Raw genomic sequence first — 16,315 nt, 5'->3', positions numbered from 1 at the left:
GCACCACCATGCCATTTATGCAACATGACCCGCGTCGCCTGGTCTGGCAGCAAAACGATCGCTATTTATGGATTGAACCCTGGGGCGAGAACAGCCTGCGCGTACGCAGTGGCCGTCATCTGCCGGTAATGAGAAATGAAGACTGGGCATTGACTGAGCCAGTCGCAGAAAGCCACTGCCACATTGATTATGAGCAACACCAGGCGACGCTGACCAACGGCAAAATTATCGCTATCGTCAATCAAAAAGGACAAGTTACCTTTTACCGTCATCCACACAAACCTCTGTTGCAGGAGTTCTGGCGCTTGCGGGGCGAAATTGGCGAGGATGAATCTTCTCACGGCCAGTACGTCAGCGCACTCAACCTTGAAGGGCGCGAATTCCGACCTATTCAGGGTGGGAAATATTCACTTAAAGCCCGCTTCGAAGCCACCGAAGGGGAAAAAATTTATGGTATGGGGCAGTATCAACAGGCTAACCTGGATCTCAAAGGATGCGTTCTTGAGCTGGCGCAACGTAACTCCCAGGCCTCAGTACCGTTTATGCTCTCCAGTCTGGGCTACGGATTTTTATGGAACAACCCGGCAGTCGGGCGCGTAACCTTTGCCCACAACGTTACCGAATGGGAAGCACAGGTCAGCGAACAGCTGGACTACTGGATCACGGCTGGCGATACCCCGGCAGAAATTAGCCGGGCTTACGCGCTGGCTACCGGCACACCGCCGATGATGCCGGACTACGCCATGGGCTTCTGGCAGTGCAAACTCCGCTATCGGACGCAGGAAGAGCTGCTGGAGGTTGCCCGCGAATATAAGCGCCGCAATCTGCCTATCTCGGTGATCGTTATCGACTTCTTTCACTGGCCGAATCAGGGTGACTGGATGTTCGATGCACGAGACTGGCCCGATCCTGATGCCATGATTGCCGAGCTGAAATCGCTGGGAATTGAGCTGATGGTCTCCGTCTGGCCGACGGTGGATAACCGCACCGAAAGCTATCGGGAGATGCGCGAAAACGGCTGGCTGGTACAAACGGAACGTGGCTTGCCGATCAATATGGATTTCCTCGGCAACACCACTTTCTTTGATGCTACCCATCCGGGTGCGCGGGACTACGTCTGGGGCAAAGCCAAACGCAACTATTATGATAAAGGCGTGAAGCTATTCTGGTTAGACGAAGCCGAACCTGAGTTCAGCGTTTATGACTATGACAACTATCGCTACCATGCCGGGCCGCTACTGGAAGTGGGCAATATCTACCCGCGAATGTACGCCAAAACCTTTTTTGATGGTATGAAAGCCGATGGTGAAGACAAGGTTATCAACCTGCTACGCTGCGCCTGGGCCGGCAGTCAAAAGTATGGCGCACTGGTCTGGTCAGGTGATATTCACTCCTCGTTTAGATCGCTACGCAACCAGTGTGCCGCCGGACTCAATATGGGAATCGCGGGGATCCCGTGGTGGACGACGGATATCGGTGGTTTTCATGGCGGTAATATTCACGACCCACATTTCCATGAACTGCTGATCCGCTGGTTCCAGTGGGGCGTATTTAGCCCGGTGATGCGTCTGCACGGCAACCGCGATCCGCAGATTTTACCGGAACAACCGTACCGGGATGGTATCGCCCAGTGTCCTACCGGTGCACCGAACGAAGTCTGGAGCTACGGTGAGGACGTGTGCGACGTACTGACGGGTTGCCTGGCGTTGCGAGAGAAACTGAAGCCCTATATCAAAGCGCTGATGGAGGAAACCCATAAGTACAATACGCCAGTGATGCGCCCCCTGTTTTTTGATTTCCCCGAACAGGAAACAAGTTGGGCAATCACCGACCAGTACTGTTTTGGTCCTGACCTGCTGATTGCCCCCGTAATGCATGAAGGTATGCGCGAACGTGATGTCTGGCTACCGGAAGGGGAAACATGGACGGATCTTACGACCGGCGAGAGTTATTCGGGAGGGCAAACGTTGCACTATGCCGCGCCATTGAACAGAATTCCGGTATTTATCCGCGAAGGTGGGCAGTATCGTAGCTTATTGAGGCTATAGCATGAAACCGGCTGCGGGTGAGTACCGCAGCCGGAAGTATTACGGTAAGTATGTCTACTGTGGCTTGAACAATGCCGAGTAGTCCGCATTGCAAATACGCTGCACCGCCGGATGCTGGATCATTCTTTCCGCAAATATGGCGTGATACTCTTCCATCACATTTTCTACGCGTCCAATTTCAACAATAGAATCATCAGCATAGAAATTGTGCGAATACAGAGTAGGTGCAACAAAAATAGCATTATGCGTTGCCCCAAACGCTTTCATCAGCGCAGCGTCATCAAATTCGCCGAGGATTTCGACATTCAATCCTTGTGAGTTGATCCAGTTCAGCAGCTTACGTCCGAGCATCGAACGACGTCCAGGGATCAGCAACCGACGTTCCTCAAGGCAGGCCGGGAATGGTTTTTCAGGCAGCGGTTTGGTGCACCAAAAACTCACGCTGCACTCGCCTATCCGCACTGAGAACAACCCTTCCTGCTGCGTAGAATCAATCGGACAGTCGGAGATAATCATATCCAGCTTATGCTGGCTGAGTTGATCCAACAGCATCTCGTGCGTTGACTCAAAACAACGCAGATGGATTTGTTCATCTTCAACCACAGCGGCATCCAGTACGCTGCTGACCAACTGCTTCGATAGCGCATCCGCCACGCCGACATCGAACAGCAAATTAGACTCTTTGCGGTAGTTCACGATATCCAGCATTTCCTGGCTTAAGGTGAACATCTTATCCGCGTAACGAAAAACCAATTCGCCTAACTCACTGGGCTCCAGCCCACGCCCCTTCCGCTTAAACAATTTTCCCTGTAAGCGTTCCTCAAGCGCTTTAATCTGCCCGGTAATGGTCTGCGGTGTCAGATAAAGCGCTTCTGCTGCACCAACCACTGACCCTTCTTTATAGACATGCCAAAAGTAGTACAGATGGTTGTAATTTATATGAGACATACTCTCTCCCTGAAAATTGTCACGAAAGGGTTATCCCGTCAGGCTGATGCGTTCAACCGGGCACGTAACCAGCAGTAACCTATCACTGCCGACAACAAGGAGCCGATCAGGATCCCCAGTTTTGCCCAGTTAATCAGCTCAGGATCGACGTTGCCAAACGCCAGGCTGGCAATAAAAATCGACATCGTAAAGCCAATGCCGCAAAGAATACCGACCGCCATAATCTGCTGGAAATTCGTTCCTTCCGGCAATTGCGCCACCTTGAGGCGTAACGCCAGCCAGCAAAACAGACTGATACCCAACGGCTTACCGATCAACAAACCCGCAATGATCCCCAGCGGTAACACCGAGGTCAGTCCATCAATAGTGACGCCCTGCAGTGAAACGCCCGCGTTGGCGAAAGCAAACAGTGGCAGGATCAGGTATGCCACCCATGGATGCAGAACATGCTCCAGTCGCTTCGCCGGTGAACGCCCGTGTTTTTCCTTCAATGGAATGAAGAAGCCCACGATCACGCCCGCCAGCGTTGCATGCACGCCAGACTTCAGTACGGCAGTCCACAGCACCACGCCGACCAGAATATAAATACCGGTGCGTCTCACTCCGCACAGATTCAATCCTGCCAAAACAAGGATTGCGCACGCAGCAACGCCCAGCGACAGCAGCGAGAGATCGCTGGTATAGAACAGTGCGATGATTACGATAGCGCCGAGGTCATCAATAATCGCCAGCGCCATCAGGAAGATTTTCAACGCCAGTGGTACACGACTGCCCAACAACGCCAGCACACCTAACGCAAAAGCGATATCCGTTGCCGCCGGGATCGCCCACCCTTCACGGGTGATGGGATCGGCATAGTTGAATGCCAGGTACAGCAGCGCCGGGACAATCATGCCCCCGATTGCAGCAATGATCGGGAACGCCGCCTGACGCAGACTGGCCAGCGAACCTTGCATTAACTCGCGCTTTACTTCCAGACCAATCAACAGGAAGAACACCGCCATCAACGCGTCGTTGATCCACAGCAGCATATTTTTGTTGATCTCAAGCGCGCCAACCCGCAGTTGAACGGGCGTTTCCAAAAAGGCGTGGTACCATCCACTGGTAACCCCGATATTTGCCATCAGCATAGCGACCACGGCTGCGATGATCAGAATGATGCCCCCCGAGGCGTCACTACTAAAAAAACGATGCAGATGTTTCACTTTTATTCTCTCTATTGGGTGAATACTTCGTAAATACTATCTTACACCCTCAAAAAGCTCGTTAAAATTAGATTATTTGTGATTGATAGATCGGTTTTTACGATCTATACAGAGAAAGCCGATGAAGATTTTCCGAGCGGAAAACAGAAATAAAAAAGCCTGAGACTTTTCAGTCCCAGGCTTTTTATTCGAGATAAAACTGCGAATTAGCGCGTCAGATCGTCAAAAAACTTCTTCACACCGTCGAAGAAACTTTTGGAGCGCGGACTGTTTTGTTCGCCGGTCGGGCCGCCAAAGCTGTCCTGCAAATCTTTCAGCAGTTGCTTCTGCTTGTCGTTCAGGCCAACTGGGGTTTCAACCACCACGCGGCACAGCAGGTCGCCCTGAGCGCCACCGCGTACAGACTTGACGCCCTTTCCACGCATGCGGAAAAGTTTGCCAGTTTGCGTTTCGCCCGGAATTTTTAGCTTCACGCGACCATCCAGCGTCGGGACTTCAATCTCGCCGCCCAGCGCAGCCATCGCAAAGTTAATCGGTACTTCGCAGTACAGGTTATTGCCTTCACGTTCGAAAATTGGGTGCTGTTTTACCTGCACCTGAACGTACAAATCACCTGCTGGCGCACCATGTTCACCGGCTTCACCTTCGCCCGCTAAACGAATGCGGTCGCCGGTATCAACCCCTGCAGGGATCTTAACGGACAGCGTTTTGCTTTTCTCAACGCGACCATGACCGTGGCATTTGTTGCACGGATCTTTGATCAGCGTACCGCGGCCCTGACAGTGTGGACAGGTCTGCTGTACGGCAAAAAAGCCCTGACGCATCTGTACCTGACCAGAACCGTGACAGGTTGGACAGGTCTGTGGCTGAGTACCTGCCTTCGCACCGCTACCGTGGCAGACGTCACACTCTTCCAGAGTCGGAATACGGATCTCTTTGGTGACGCCACGCACGGCTTCTTCCAGAGTGAGATCCATGTTGTAACGTAAATCAGCACCACGTGAGGCGCGCTGACGACCACGACCGCCGCCAAAGATATCGCCAAACACGTCACCAAAGATATCGCTGAAGTCAGCCCCGCCGCCAAAACCGCCGCCGCCGCCCATGCCGCCTTGCTCAAACGCAGCATGACCGTACTGATCGTAAGCCGCACGTTTTTGCGCATCGGTCAGGATTTCGTACGCTTCTTTGATCTCTTTAAACTTGGCTTCGGCCTCTTTATCACCCTGGTTGCGGTCCGGGTGATATTTCATGGCCAGGCGCTTGTAGGCCTTTTTGATTTCACGCTCTTCCGCTGATTTGGAAACGCCTAAAATCTCGTAATAGTCTTGCTTAGCCATCTCTTTTTATCTGCCCCTAACATGCGTGCACGGGCGGAGAGGAAACCTCTTCGCCCGTGCCAGTAATTACCCGTTCAAAGGGCGATTATTTTTTGTCTTTCACTTCTTCAAACTCGGCGTCGACAACGTCGTCATCTTTCGCGTTGTTTGCAGAAGCATCAGCGCCTGCTGCACCAGCCTGCTGCTGTGCGTGCTGCTGCTGAGCGATTTCCATCAGTTTCTGGGAAACCTGTGCCAGCGCCTGCATTTTCGCTTCGATATCCGCTTTGTCTTCGCCTTTCAGAGAAGTTTCCAGTGCGGTCAGTGCAGACTCGATGGCAGTTTTGTCGTCAGCCGGCAGTTTGTCGCCTGCTTCTTCAACCTGCTTACGAGTGCTGTGCAGCAGATGGTCACCCTGGTTACGAGTCTGAACCAGCTCTTCAAACTTACGGTCAGATTCTGCGTTCGCTTCTGCTTCGCGAACCATTTTCTGAATTTCTTCTTCGTTCAGACCAGAAGAAGCCTTGATGGTGATCTTCTGCTCTTTACCGCTGTTTTTGTCTTTCGCGGAAACGTGCAGGATACCATCGGCATCGATGTCAAAAGTAACTTCGATCTGCGGCATACCGCGCGGAGCCGGGCTGATACCATCCAGGTTAAACTGACCCAGATCTTTGTTATCAGCGGCGCGTTTACGTTCACCCTGCAGCACGTGGATGGTTACCGCAGACTGGTTGTCTTCAGCGGTAGAGAACACCTGGCTGTGCTTGGTCGGGATAGTGGTGTTTTTCGCGATCAGTGGAGTCATCACGCCACCCATGGTTTCGATACCCAGAGACAGCGGGGTAACGTCCAGCAGCAGCACGTCTTTCACATCACCGGTCAATACACCACCCTGAACGGCAGCACCGATTGCCACTGCTTCGTCCGGGTTAACGTCTTTACGCGGCTCTTTACCGAAGAACTCAGCAACTTTCTTCTGTACCATCGGCATACGAGTCTGACCACCGACCAGGATAACGTCCTGAACGTCGGAAACAGACAGACCAGCATCCTGCAGAGCAACTTTCAGCGGCTCGATAGAACGGTTAACCAGGTCTTCAACCAGGCTTTCCAGTTTCGCACGGGTCACTTTGATGTTCATGTGTTTCGGACCAGTCGCGTCTGCAGTAATGTACGGCAGGTTCACGTCGGTCTGCTGAGCGGAAGACAGTTCGATCTTCGCTTTCTCAGCGGCTTCTTTCAGACGCTGCATCGCCAGCGGGTCATTACGCAGATCGATACCCTGATCTTTCTTAAATTCGTCAACCAGGTAGTTGATCATACGGCTGTCGAAGTCTTCACCACCCAGGTGGGTATCACCGTTGGTTGCCAGAACTTCGAAGGTTTTTTCGCCGTCAACTTCGTCGATTTCGATAATAGAGATATCGAAAGTACCACCACCGAGGTCATAAACCGCGATAGTACGGTTGCCGACTTCTTTATCCAGACCGTAAGCCAGTGCCGCTGCGGTCGGTTCGTTGATGATACGTTTTACTTCCAGACCTGCGATACGGCCAGCATCTTTGGTTGCCTGACGCTGAGCATCGTTGAAGTATGCAGGTACGGTGATAACCGCTTCAGTTACCGGTTCGCCCAGGTAATCTTCAGCCGTTTTCTTCATTTTTTTCAGCACTTCAGCAGAAATCTGCGGCGGTGCCATTTTCTGACCTTTTACGTCAATCCATGCATCACCGTTGTCAGCACCGATGATTTTGTACGGCATGATGGCTTCATCACGCTGTACTTCTTCGTCCTGGAAGCGGCGGCCAATCAGGCGTTTAATCGCAAACAGGGTGTTTTGCGGGTTTGTCACTGCCTGACGTTTAGCCGGCTGACCAACCAGAGTTTCACCATCCTGGGTATAAGCAATGATAGAAGGCGTGGTGCGATCGCCCTCGGCGTTCTCCAGCACACGTGCAGTAGTGCCATCCATAATCGCTACACAAGAGTTGGTAGTACCCAGGTCGATACCAATAATTTTACCCATCTAAACGTCTCCACTAAAAATTCGGTCATCATGTGGTTGTGAATCTGTAATAAGGGCGAAACGTGCGGTTTCAACTACCCTGAATCGTTTTTTTTCAGACTCACCACTGCGGTTGTCTACAAGATGGGGTCGTAACCCACGTCATCAAGGGGGGCATGAAAATTTTTTTTAGCACAGTGGCGATAAAATTAAGGTAAAAAGGCAGAAAGGCAAAAAAACGAATAGTTTCCAATCAAAATCAATTCACAAAACAAATCAAAACCAGCACGGTCATTCATGTGAAAATTGTAATAAAAAGAAAAGATTACGACCATGAAACGGTTTCCCGTCGGCGGTAAGATGGTCTGATGTCACACACTTTTACAGCCGTCAAAGAGAAATTCCATGAAATCCGTGTTAACCCTTTCCACCAGCCTGCTTATGGGCCTGCTGCTGAGCAGCGCCGCGCACGCTAACGATCATAAAGTTCTGGGTATGATTGCGATGCCCCGCAACGCAACCAACGATCTCACGCTGAGAATTCCCGTTTGCCGGGTAGTGAAGCGCATTCAGCTCACCGCCGATCGCGGCGATATTAAACTTAACGGCGCATCCGTCTACTTCAAAGCAGTACGCACTTCCAGCCAAAGCCTGAACGTCCCGTCATCCATTAAAGAGGGACAAACGACTAATTGGATCACTATTAATAGCGATAACGACAATAAACGTTGCGTGTCTAAAATCACCTTCTCAGGCCAGTCAGTAAACTCCTCTGACATGGCAACGCTGAAAGTTATTGGCGACGATTAATTCTGCACATTTTGATTCAGAAGCCATAGAAAACATGCGGGGCCGACACGCGGTTGATGCGAAAGCCTTTGAACTGGAATAACCACTGCCGCGCCCATGACGCAGCGCAATCTGGCGATGGGTATTTCTCACCAGATCGTCCACCAAATCTCTCAGATCCCGGCGGCACTTCAAATCGTCTGTCTTAGCAAAATGATCAACCACGCGTAAGCGTGATGTCCATCACAGGGAAAATAATTCATTTTCCCTTCGTTAGATCATAGACAGTGCCCTCTCCCCTGATTATCATGCCGCGCCCCGAAGACAGTGATCGTTATTTGGGGAAACTATTTCACCATTCAATCAATGATGATTTTGAGGAATTATGGGCAACACTAAGTTGGCTAATCCGGCACCGCTGGGCCTGATGGGCTTTGGCATGACCACCATTCTGCTTAACCTGCACAACGCGGGTTTCTTCGCCTTTGACGTTATTATTCTGGCGATGGGCATTTTCTACGGCGGTATCGCGCAAATATTTGCCGGTCTGCTGGAATATAAAAAAGGCAACACCTTCGGTTTAACCGCCTTTACCTCCTACGGTTCGTTCTGGCTGACGCTGGTTGCAATCCTGATCATGCCGAAAATGGGCCTGGCGGATGCAACCAATGGTCAGTTCCTGGGCGTATACCTGGGTCTGTGGGGCGTGTTCACACTGTTCATGTTCTTCGGCACGCTGAAAGCTAACCGCGCGTTGCAGTTTGTCTTCCTGAGCCTGACAGTGCTGTTCGCACTGCTGGCGGTCGGCAACATTGCAGGTAACGAAGCGATCATTCACGTTGCTGGCTGGATTGGCTTAGTGTGTGGCGCAAGCGCCATTTACCTGGCGATGGGTGAAGTGCTGAACGAACAGTTTGGCCGTACCATCCTGCCGATCGGTGAAGCGCACTAATCTGAGGCTATCCCCCCGAACGGGGGGATATTCCTTACAAGCGCTGTAACTCTCCCTGCACGCTCGTATCGCGATGATAAATATCCTGTCGCAGCCAAATCCCCAGACCTAATCCCACCAGCGATAACGCCAGCACATACCAGGCCGGAGCCATTGGCGACACGCTCATTAACATCGTCACGGCGATTGGCGTCAGACCACCAAAAATGGCGTACGACACGTTGTAAGAAAAGGAGATTCCGGTAAAGCGGACCTCCGCCGGAAACGCCCGCACCATCACATAAGGCACAGCCCCCACCACGCCAACGCACAACCCTACCAGCCCGTATAACAAGAACAAGTGCTGAGGATGGCTGCCGGTCAGATGATAGAAAAACCAGCTTGAACAGGCCAGCAGCAGGCTGCCGACAATAAAGGTTTTGCTGGCGCCGACCCGGTCGACAATAAACCCGGCCATCAGACAGCCGACGCACAGCATAATGGTCGCGACACTGTTGGCTTGTAACGTCAACGCCGGTGCAAAACCATACTGCTTCTGCAACCAGACTGGCGACATCAGGATCACCACCACAATCCCGGCCGATAACAGCCAGGTCAGCAGCATGGAAATAACCACCGCTTTTTTATGTTTGCTCACCACCGACTTCACCGGTAGCTCTTGCGCCAGCGCTTTACGCTGCTGCATTTCGAGGAAGATGGGCGTTTCCTGCAACCAGCGACGCAGGTACATCGCCACCAGCCCAAACACGCCCCCCAGCAGGAACGGGATACGCCAGCCGTAGTCATGCACCGCCTGTTGCGTCAGGCTGGTATTCACCAACGTCGCAACCACCGATCCCAGCAGAATCCCCACCGTCAGCCCGGCGGTCAGCGTGCCACAGGCAATGCCGATGCGGCGCTCCGGTACGTGCTCTGCCACGAACACCCACGCGCCCGGCACTTCTCCGCCGATGGCAGCGCCTTGCAAAATGCGCATCAGGAGTAACAGCAGCGGCGCGAGGATCCCCATTGAGGCGTAGGTAGGCAAAAGACCAATCGCCAGCGTCGGTATCGCCATCAGCAAAATGCTCAGGGTGAACATTTTCTTACGCCCGACCAGATCGCCAAAGTGCGCCATGATGATGCCACCCAGTGGACGCGCCAGATATCCGGCGGCAAAAATGCCGAAGGTTTGCACCTGACGTAGCCATTCAGGAATGTCTGCCGGGAAGAAGAGTTCGCCAACAACAGCGGCAAAGAAGACGAAGATAATGAAATCATAAAACTCAAGCGCACCGCCGAGGGCAGCAAGCGTAAGAGTTTTATAATCCTGGCGATTCAGCGGTCGAGTGTGTTGTGACATAGCAAACCATGAGTCAGTGGAGTTATTGAATCTGTCTGTCGATATATGTAAAGCAAAAATTACTATATCGTAAACAATTCAATACTCCACTGTCATTGGCACTTATGTCGCGATCGGGCTACTTTCAGGCGTTTGTATCGCGGATTGCGCTTTTAGGACGAAAAGATGCTACAACAGCCGGTGCAGTTTCCACATACGGCCCATCCAGCAGCTGTATACAATACGGTACACTTGCAAATATACCCGGCACGATAACCTTACCGTCGCCATCTTTCACGCCTTCCAGCGTTTCTTTGATCGATTTCGGCTGCCCTGGCAGATTCAGAATCAACGCCTGTTTACGAATCACACCAACCTGGCGGGAGAGAATAGCCGTTGGCACAAAGTGCAGGCTTATCTGGCGCATCTGCTCGCCAAAGCCCGGCATCTGGCGGTCGGCTACGGCCAGCGTGGCATCAGGCGTTACATCGCGGCGGGCCGGCCCCGTTCCGCCGGTAGTCAGCACCAGATGACAGCTCATTTCATCCACCAGCTCGCATAAGGTCTGTTCGATGATCGCCTGTTCATCCGGGATCAGTCGCGTTTGCAGCTCAAAAGGGGTGGTAAGGGCAGATGCCAACCACTCTTCAAGGGCCGGGATACCTTTATCCTGGTAAACGCCGCTGGAAGCACGGTCAGAAATGGAAACCAGGCCAATGCGTAAAGTATTCATGATTATTCCGTTTAAACAGTCTCGTTAAACAGAATGATACACTGCGAAGGGAAGGACAGACAGGTTTCAGAAGAGGTAGCGTGACCCATATCAGGGCCACGCATTAATGATTACAGCAGATCGCCGATCATTTTTTCCAGTTTACCCTGGTCTACAGCAAACTTACGGATACCGTCCGCCAGTTTGTCTACAGCCATCGGATCCTGGTTGTGCTGCCACAGGAACTCAGCTTCGGTGATGCGTGCAGGACGCGCTTTCACTTCACCAGAGAAGGACAGTTTACGTTCGATAGTGCCTTCGCTTTCCGCCAGTTCTTTCAGCAGTGCCGGTGCAATCGTCAGACGATCGCAGCCTGCCAGCTCAATGATTTCGCCGACGTTACGGAAGCTCGCACCCATCACCACGGTTTCGTAACCGTGCTGTTTGTAGTACTCATAGATTTCCGTTACGGAAACCACACCCGGATCTTCTGCCGGTGCATACTCTTTCTTGTCAGTGTTGGCTTTGTACCAGTCCAGAATACGACCAACAAACGGAGAAATCAGGTATACGCCAGCTTCTGCACATGCGCGCGCCTGCGCGAAGGAGAACAGCAGAGTCAGGTTACAGTTGATACCTTCTTTTTCCAGCTGCTCAGCGGCACGGATGCCCTGCCAGGTTGAAGCCAGTTTGATCAGAATGCGATCGTTGCTGATGCCAGCATCGTTGTACATTTTGATCAGACGTTTTGCTTTCGCGATGGACGCGTCGGTGTCGTAGGACAGACGAGCGTCAACTTCAGTAGAAATACGACCCGGAACCAGTTTCAGGATCTCCAGACCGATATTTACTGCCAGTTTGTCGGTCGCGTCGACGATCTGCTGTGCGCGGTCGTTGCTCTGCTGCTTAGCCCAGGCTACAGCGTCATCAATCAGCTTGCGGTATTCTGGGATCTGCGCTGCGTTAAGAATGAGAGAAGGGTTAGTTGTGGCATCCTGAGGCTGATACAGCTTCATTGCCGCGATGTCTCCGGTGTCGGCCACTACTGTGGTGAACTGACGAAGGGAGGTCAATTTGTCCGTCATGATAGCGATTCTCTTTAAACAGCTTGTTAGGGGGATGTAACCGATCTTCCCTGATGATAGCACGACGCACTCTCAGCGCAACCGCCTGGATCGTCCGACCCGCCGCTCAGCCCTGATTACGCATCTCACAGCTCGTGATGCGCAATTAAGGATATACCCATTGTTATGGTAAACTCCCGCAATCAATCACCTTATAAGGTATATACTGGTCGATAATTGGTAGCGCTTACACGGGATTATTCGCGCTTACCGGCATCAACAAGAGGGATGTTAATGCCTGATTTTTTCTCATTTATTAATGAAATACTCTGGGGATCGGTGATGATCTACCTCCTGCTTGGCGCAGGATGTTGGTTCACCTGGCGTACAGGGTTCGTGCAGTTCCGCTATATTCGCCAGTTTGGCAAAAGTCTTAAAAACAGCATCAGCCCGCAGCCGGGCGGTTTAACTTCTTTTCAGGCTCTGTGCACCAGTCTTGCCGCGCGCGTCGGTAGCGGAAATCTGGCGGGTGTGGCGTTGGCGATCGCTGCCGGTGGCGCGGGAGCCATTTTCTGGATGTGGGTCTCGGCGGTCATTGGTATGGCAACCTCATTCGCCGAATGTTCCCTTGCCCAGCTGTATAAAGAGCGCGACAGCAAGGGACAGTTTCGCGGCGGTCCTGCATGGTATATGGCCCGTGGATTGGGCATGCGCTGGATGGGCGTGCTGTTTGCCATCTTTTTACTCATTGCCTATGGCCTGATTTTTAACAGCGTGCAGGCAAACTCAGTCTCTCGTGCGTTGACCTTTGCTTTTGACATCCCTCCCCTCTTCTCCGGTATCGCACTGGCAATAGTGTCATTACTGGTCATCGTCGGCGGCATTAAAGGCGTTGCCCGCCTGATGCAATGGTTTGTTCCGATGATGGCGCTGCTGTGGATCGGTTGTAGCCTCGTCATCTGCCTTTGGCATTTCGGACAGCTCCCCGGCATTATCATGACCATCATAAAAAGCGCCTTTGGCTGGCAGGAAGCCGCGGCCGGTGCAGCCGGGTATACGCTAAGCCAGGCCATTGCCAGCGGTTTTCAGCGCGGTATGTTCTCTAATGAAGCCGGAATGGGCTCAACTCCGAACGCGGCTGCCTCGGCAGCATCCTGGCCGCCACACCCTGCAGCACAAGGCATTGTGCAAATGATTGGTGTATTGGGCGATACGCTAATTCTTTGTACGGCCAGCGCAATGATCATTTTACTGGCGGGTAATGGCACCACTTATGTGCCAATGGAAGGCATCCAGTTGCTGCAACGAGCCATGGTCTCGCTGACGGGTGAATGGGGGGCCGGATTCGTTGCCTTAATAGTGATTCTGTTTGCCTTTAGCTCTATCGTCGCCAACTACATTTATGCGGAAAACAACCTCATTTTCCTGAAACTGGACAACATCCGGGTTATCTGGTTATTACGTATTGCCACCGTTTGCACCGTCATTGGTGGTACGTTAATCAGTTTTCCGCTGGTCTGGCAACTTGCCGACATCATCATGGCCTGTATGGCCATTACTAACCTGACGGCGATTCTGCTGCTTTCTCCGGTTGTACATACCATCGCCAGCGACTATCTGCGCCAGAGAAAACTCGGGGTGCGCCCGGAATTCGATCCGCGCCGTTATCCTGATATCAGACAACAGCTTGCGCCCGATAGCTGGGATGAAACGCCGCGCGAATAGCGCGGCAATCGCAACCATCGATCAATTCAGTCGTTTTTTTTGCTAAAGTCGCAGTAAATTTCCTGCAAGGACTGGATATGCTGATTCTGATTTCACCTGCAAAAACGCTCGACTACCAAAGCCCGCTGGCAACGACACGTCATACGCTGCCCGAGTTGCTGGATCACTCTCAGCAGCTTATTCACGTGGCACGCCAACTCTCTGCACCGCAGATTGGCAAGCTCATGGGGATTAGCGACAAGCTGGCGGATCTGAACGCCACCCGTTTCCATGACTGGCAGCCTGACTTCACGCCGGACAATGCACGTCAGGCCATTCTGGCGTTTAAAGGCGACGTCTATACAGGGTTGCAGGCTGAAACCTTCAGCGAGGCGGATTTCGACTTCGCTCAACAGCATTTACGGATGCTGTCCGGGTTGTACGGCGTTTTGCGTCCGCTGGATTTGATGCAGCCATACCGTCTGGAGATGGGCATTCGTCTGGCCAATGCGAAGGGTAAAGATCTCTACCAGTTCTGGGGAGATACCATCACCGATAAACTTAACGAAGCGCTGGAAGCGCAAGGCGACAGCGTGGTGATCAACCTCGCCTCGGATGAGTATTTTAAATCCGTGAAGCCGAAAAAACTCAACGCTGAGCTTATCAAACCGGTCTTCCTCGACGAGAAGAACGGTAAGTTTAAAGTCATCAGCTTCTATGCCAAAAAAGCGCGCGGCCTGATGAGTCGCTACATTATTGAGAACCGCTTAACGCAACCGGAGCAGCTGACCGCATTTAACAGCGAAGGCTACTTCTTTGATGAAGAAGCATCAGGAAACGGCGAACTGGTGTTTAAACGCCACGAGCAATAGTAAAAAGGCCGGATGACGGCTAACGCCTTATCCGGCCTACAGGTTTTGTCGGCCCGCTATGCAAAGCGCCAGCGGGCACAACCGTTAACCGCGGGTCATCATCAGCTTGCGCAGTTCAGCAAAATCAGCTGGCAGGTGATGAGAAAGCAGCGGCAGGTCCGCACGTTCCGCCAGTTCTTTTGGCAACGCCAGCGTCAGGTCAAGAATCTCTTCAACGCTTTCTTTAAACTTCGCCGGATGCGCAGTACCAAGGAACAGGCCGTACTCGCCAGGATTCAGTTGGTCACGCAGCGCTCGGTAAGCCACCGCCGCATGCGGTTCTGAGGTGTAGCCTATCTCATGTAACTCACGCATCGTGTCCTGAGTCGTCGCATCGTCAACAGCGGCATAACCCAGCTCATTCAGACGCCAGATTTTACGGCGGAACAGTTCTTCCACGCGCGGCCAGTTGTTCGGCTGGCTGACATCCATCGCATTCGACAACGTTGCCTGAGTCGCTTTTGGTGCCCACTCACCTTCTGCAAGGAAGCGCGGAACCGTATCATTAACGTTAGTCGCCGCGATAAAACGCTTCACCGGCAAGCCCAGTGATTTCGCCAGCAGCCCGGCGGTCAGATCGCCAAAGTTACCGCTGGGAACGGAAATCACCAGTTGATTACGCGCCTCTTGCGGCAGTTGGGCCACAGCCTCAAAGTAGTAACAGATTTGCGCCAACAGACGGCTGATGTTAATTGAGTTAGCCGAGTTCAGCCCCAGAGCCACCTTCAGCTCTTCGTCATCAAACGCCTGTTTCACCAGCGCCTGGCAGGCATCAAAATCGCCATCAATCGCCACAGTTTCAATGTTACCGCCCAGCGTACAGAACAGTTTTTCCTGTAATGGGCTGATCTTGCCGTTCGGGTAGAGGATCACCACGCGCACATTTTTCAGGCCATAAAAGGCATGCGCAACCGCCGCCCCGGTGTCTCCGGAGGTCGCCGTCAGAATCGTTACCGGTTTGTCACCACTGATGTGCGTCAGCATCTGCGCCATAAAGCGCCCGCCAAAGTCTTTAAATGCAAGCGTAGGGCCGTGGAACAGTTCCAGACAGCCGACATCCTCGGCAACCTGGGCAACCGGAGCCGGAAAGGCAAATGCCGCACGCACGCGCTCTTCCAGAATTTCCTGAGGGATCTCATCACCAATAAATGCGGACAGGATCTTCGCGCTGCGGCTAACGAAGTCCTGGTTCAGCATCTCATCCACTTCTGTCAGATTGAATTCCGGTAGATCGTGCGGAAAAAACAATCCCTGATTCTTGCCCAGTCCTTGCGTAACAGCCTGTGCAAAGCTGACCTGTTCGTTGTGATCTTTCAGATTATACAGTTTCATTG

The 16,315-nt window shown here is 52.5% G+C and carries 13 protein-coding genes; 5 read left to right on the top strand and 8 right to left on the bottom strand.

Translation table 11 applies throughout. From position 1 onward, the window contains the following. The first annotated feature begins 8 nt into the window (after positions 1-8). A complete protein-coding gene (locus tag OGX83_RS01315) occupies positions 9-2,048 on the top strand; it encodes a glycoside hydrolase family 31 protein (protein WP_286587243.1) in 2,040 nt (679 codons plus the stop codon). A gap of 54 nt (positions 2,049-2,102) precedes the next feature. Here OGX83_RS01315 and nhaR read toward each other — a convergent pair whose 3' ends face one another. The 4 genes from nhaR to dnaK form a co-directional block, all read right to left on the bottom strand. Then, positions 2,103-2,996 carry a transcriptional activator NhaR gene (gene nhaR / locus OGX83_RS01310; protein WP_032942332.1) on the bottom strand — a complete coding sequence of 298 codons (894 nt, stop codon included), beginning with the start codon at positions 2,994-2,996 and terminating at the stop codon, positions 2,103-2,105. Between the two features lie 38 nt (positions 2,997-3,034). Next, entirely contained in the window at positions 3,035-4,201 is a 1,167-nt protein-coding gene (gene nhaA / locus OGX83_RS01305; protein WP_137378059.1) for a Na+/H+ antiporter NhaA, read from the bottom strand. A gap of 206 nt (positions 4,202-4,407) precedes the next feature. Further along, entirely contained in the window at positions 4,408-5,541 is a 1,134-nt protein-coding gene (gene dnaJ / locus OGX83_RS01300) for a molecular chaperone DnaJ (RefSeq protein WP_008786151.1), read from the bottom strand. A gap of 85 nt (positions 5,542-5,626) precedes the next feature. After that, positions 5,627-7,549, bottom strand: coding sequence for a molecular chaperone DnaK (gene dnaK / locus OGX83_RS01295; RefSeq protein WP_003829739.1), 1,923 nt, complete (start codon positions 7,547-7,549; stop codon positions 5,627-5,629). 384 nt (positions 7,550-7,933) lie between these two features. On the opposite strand from dnaK, the gene OGX83_RS01290 reads away from it, so the two are divergent. Both OGX83_RS01290 and satP read left to right on the top strand, forming a co-directional pair. Next, the gene (locus OGX83_RS01290) at positions 7,934-8,338 is read left to right on the top strand and encodes a DUF2541 family protein (RefSeq protein ID WP_057066993.1); all 405 of its coding nucleotides are present in this window, start codon (positions 7,934-7,936) and stop codon (positions 8,336-8,338) included. Between the two features lie 364 nt (positions 8,339-8,702). Beyond that, positions 8,703-9,269, top strand: coding sequence for an acetate uptake transporter (gene satP / locus OGX83_RS01285; protein WP_003829744.1), 567 nt, complete (start codon positions 8,703-8,705; stop codon positions 9,267-9,269). Positions 9,270-9,303: 34 nt separating this feature from the next. Here satP and OGX83_RS01280 read toward each other — a convergent pair whose 3' ends face one another. The 3 genes from OGX83_RS01280 to tal form a co-directional block, all read right to left on the bottom strand. Next, a complete protein-coding gene (locus OGX83_RS01280) occupies positions 9,304-10,611 on the bottom strand; it encodes an MFS transporter (protein WP_286587242.1) in 1,308 nt (435 codons plus the stop codon). Positions 10,612-10,735: 124 nt separating this feature from the next. Beyond that, a complete protein-coding gene (mog, locus tag OGX83_RS01275) occupies positions 10,736-11,323 on the bottom strand; it encodes a molybdopterin adenylyltransferase (RefSeq protein ID WP_286573936.1) in 588 nt (195 codons plus the stop codon). Between the two features lie 110 nt (positions 11,324-11,433). Continuing rightward, a complete protein-coding gene (tal, locus tag OGX83_RS01270; RefSeq protein WP_003829752.1) occupies positions 11,434-12,387 on the bottom strand; it encodes a transaldolase in 954 nt (317 codons plus the stop codon). A gap of 273 nt (positions 12,388-12,660) precedes the next feature. Here tal and OGX83_RS01265 point away from each other — a divergent pair, with 273 nt between their 5' ends. Together OGX83_RS01265 and yaaA are read left to right on the top strand one after the other, a co-directional pair. Continuing rightward, positions 12,661-14,091: an alanine/glycine:cation symporter family protein gene (locus OGX83_RS01265; protein ID WP_020996236.1), complete on the top strand. Its 1,431-nt coding sequence runs from the start codon at positions 12,661-12,663 to the stop codon at positions 14,089-14,091. Between the two features lie 77 nt (positions 14,092-14,168). After that, a complete protein-coding gene (gene yaaA, locus OGX83_RS01260) occupies positions 14,169-14,942 on the top strand; it encodes a peroxide stress protein YaaA (protein WP_032942329.1) in 774 nt (257 codons plus the stop codon). A gap of 84 nt (positions 14,943-15,026) precedes the next feature. Here yaaA and thrC read toward each other — a convergent pair whose 3' ends face one another. Then, entirely contained in the window at positions 15,027-16,313 is a 1,287-nt protein-coding gene (thrC, locus tag OGX83_RS01255) for a threonine synthase (RefSeq protein WP_195994969.1), read from the bottom strand. Positions 16,314-16,315: the final 2 nt, after the last annotated feature.

It is taken from the genome of Citrobacter sp. Cpo074, from assembly GCF_030332745.1.
Classification (GTDB): domain Bacteria; phylum Pseudomonadota; class Gammaproteobacteria; order Enterobacterales; family Enterobacteriaceae; genus Citrobacter; species Citrobacter portucalensis.
This window is presented reverse-complemented; position numbering and strand designations above follow the sequence as displayed.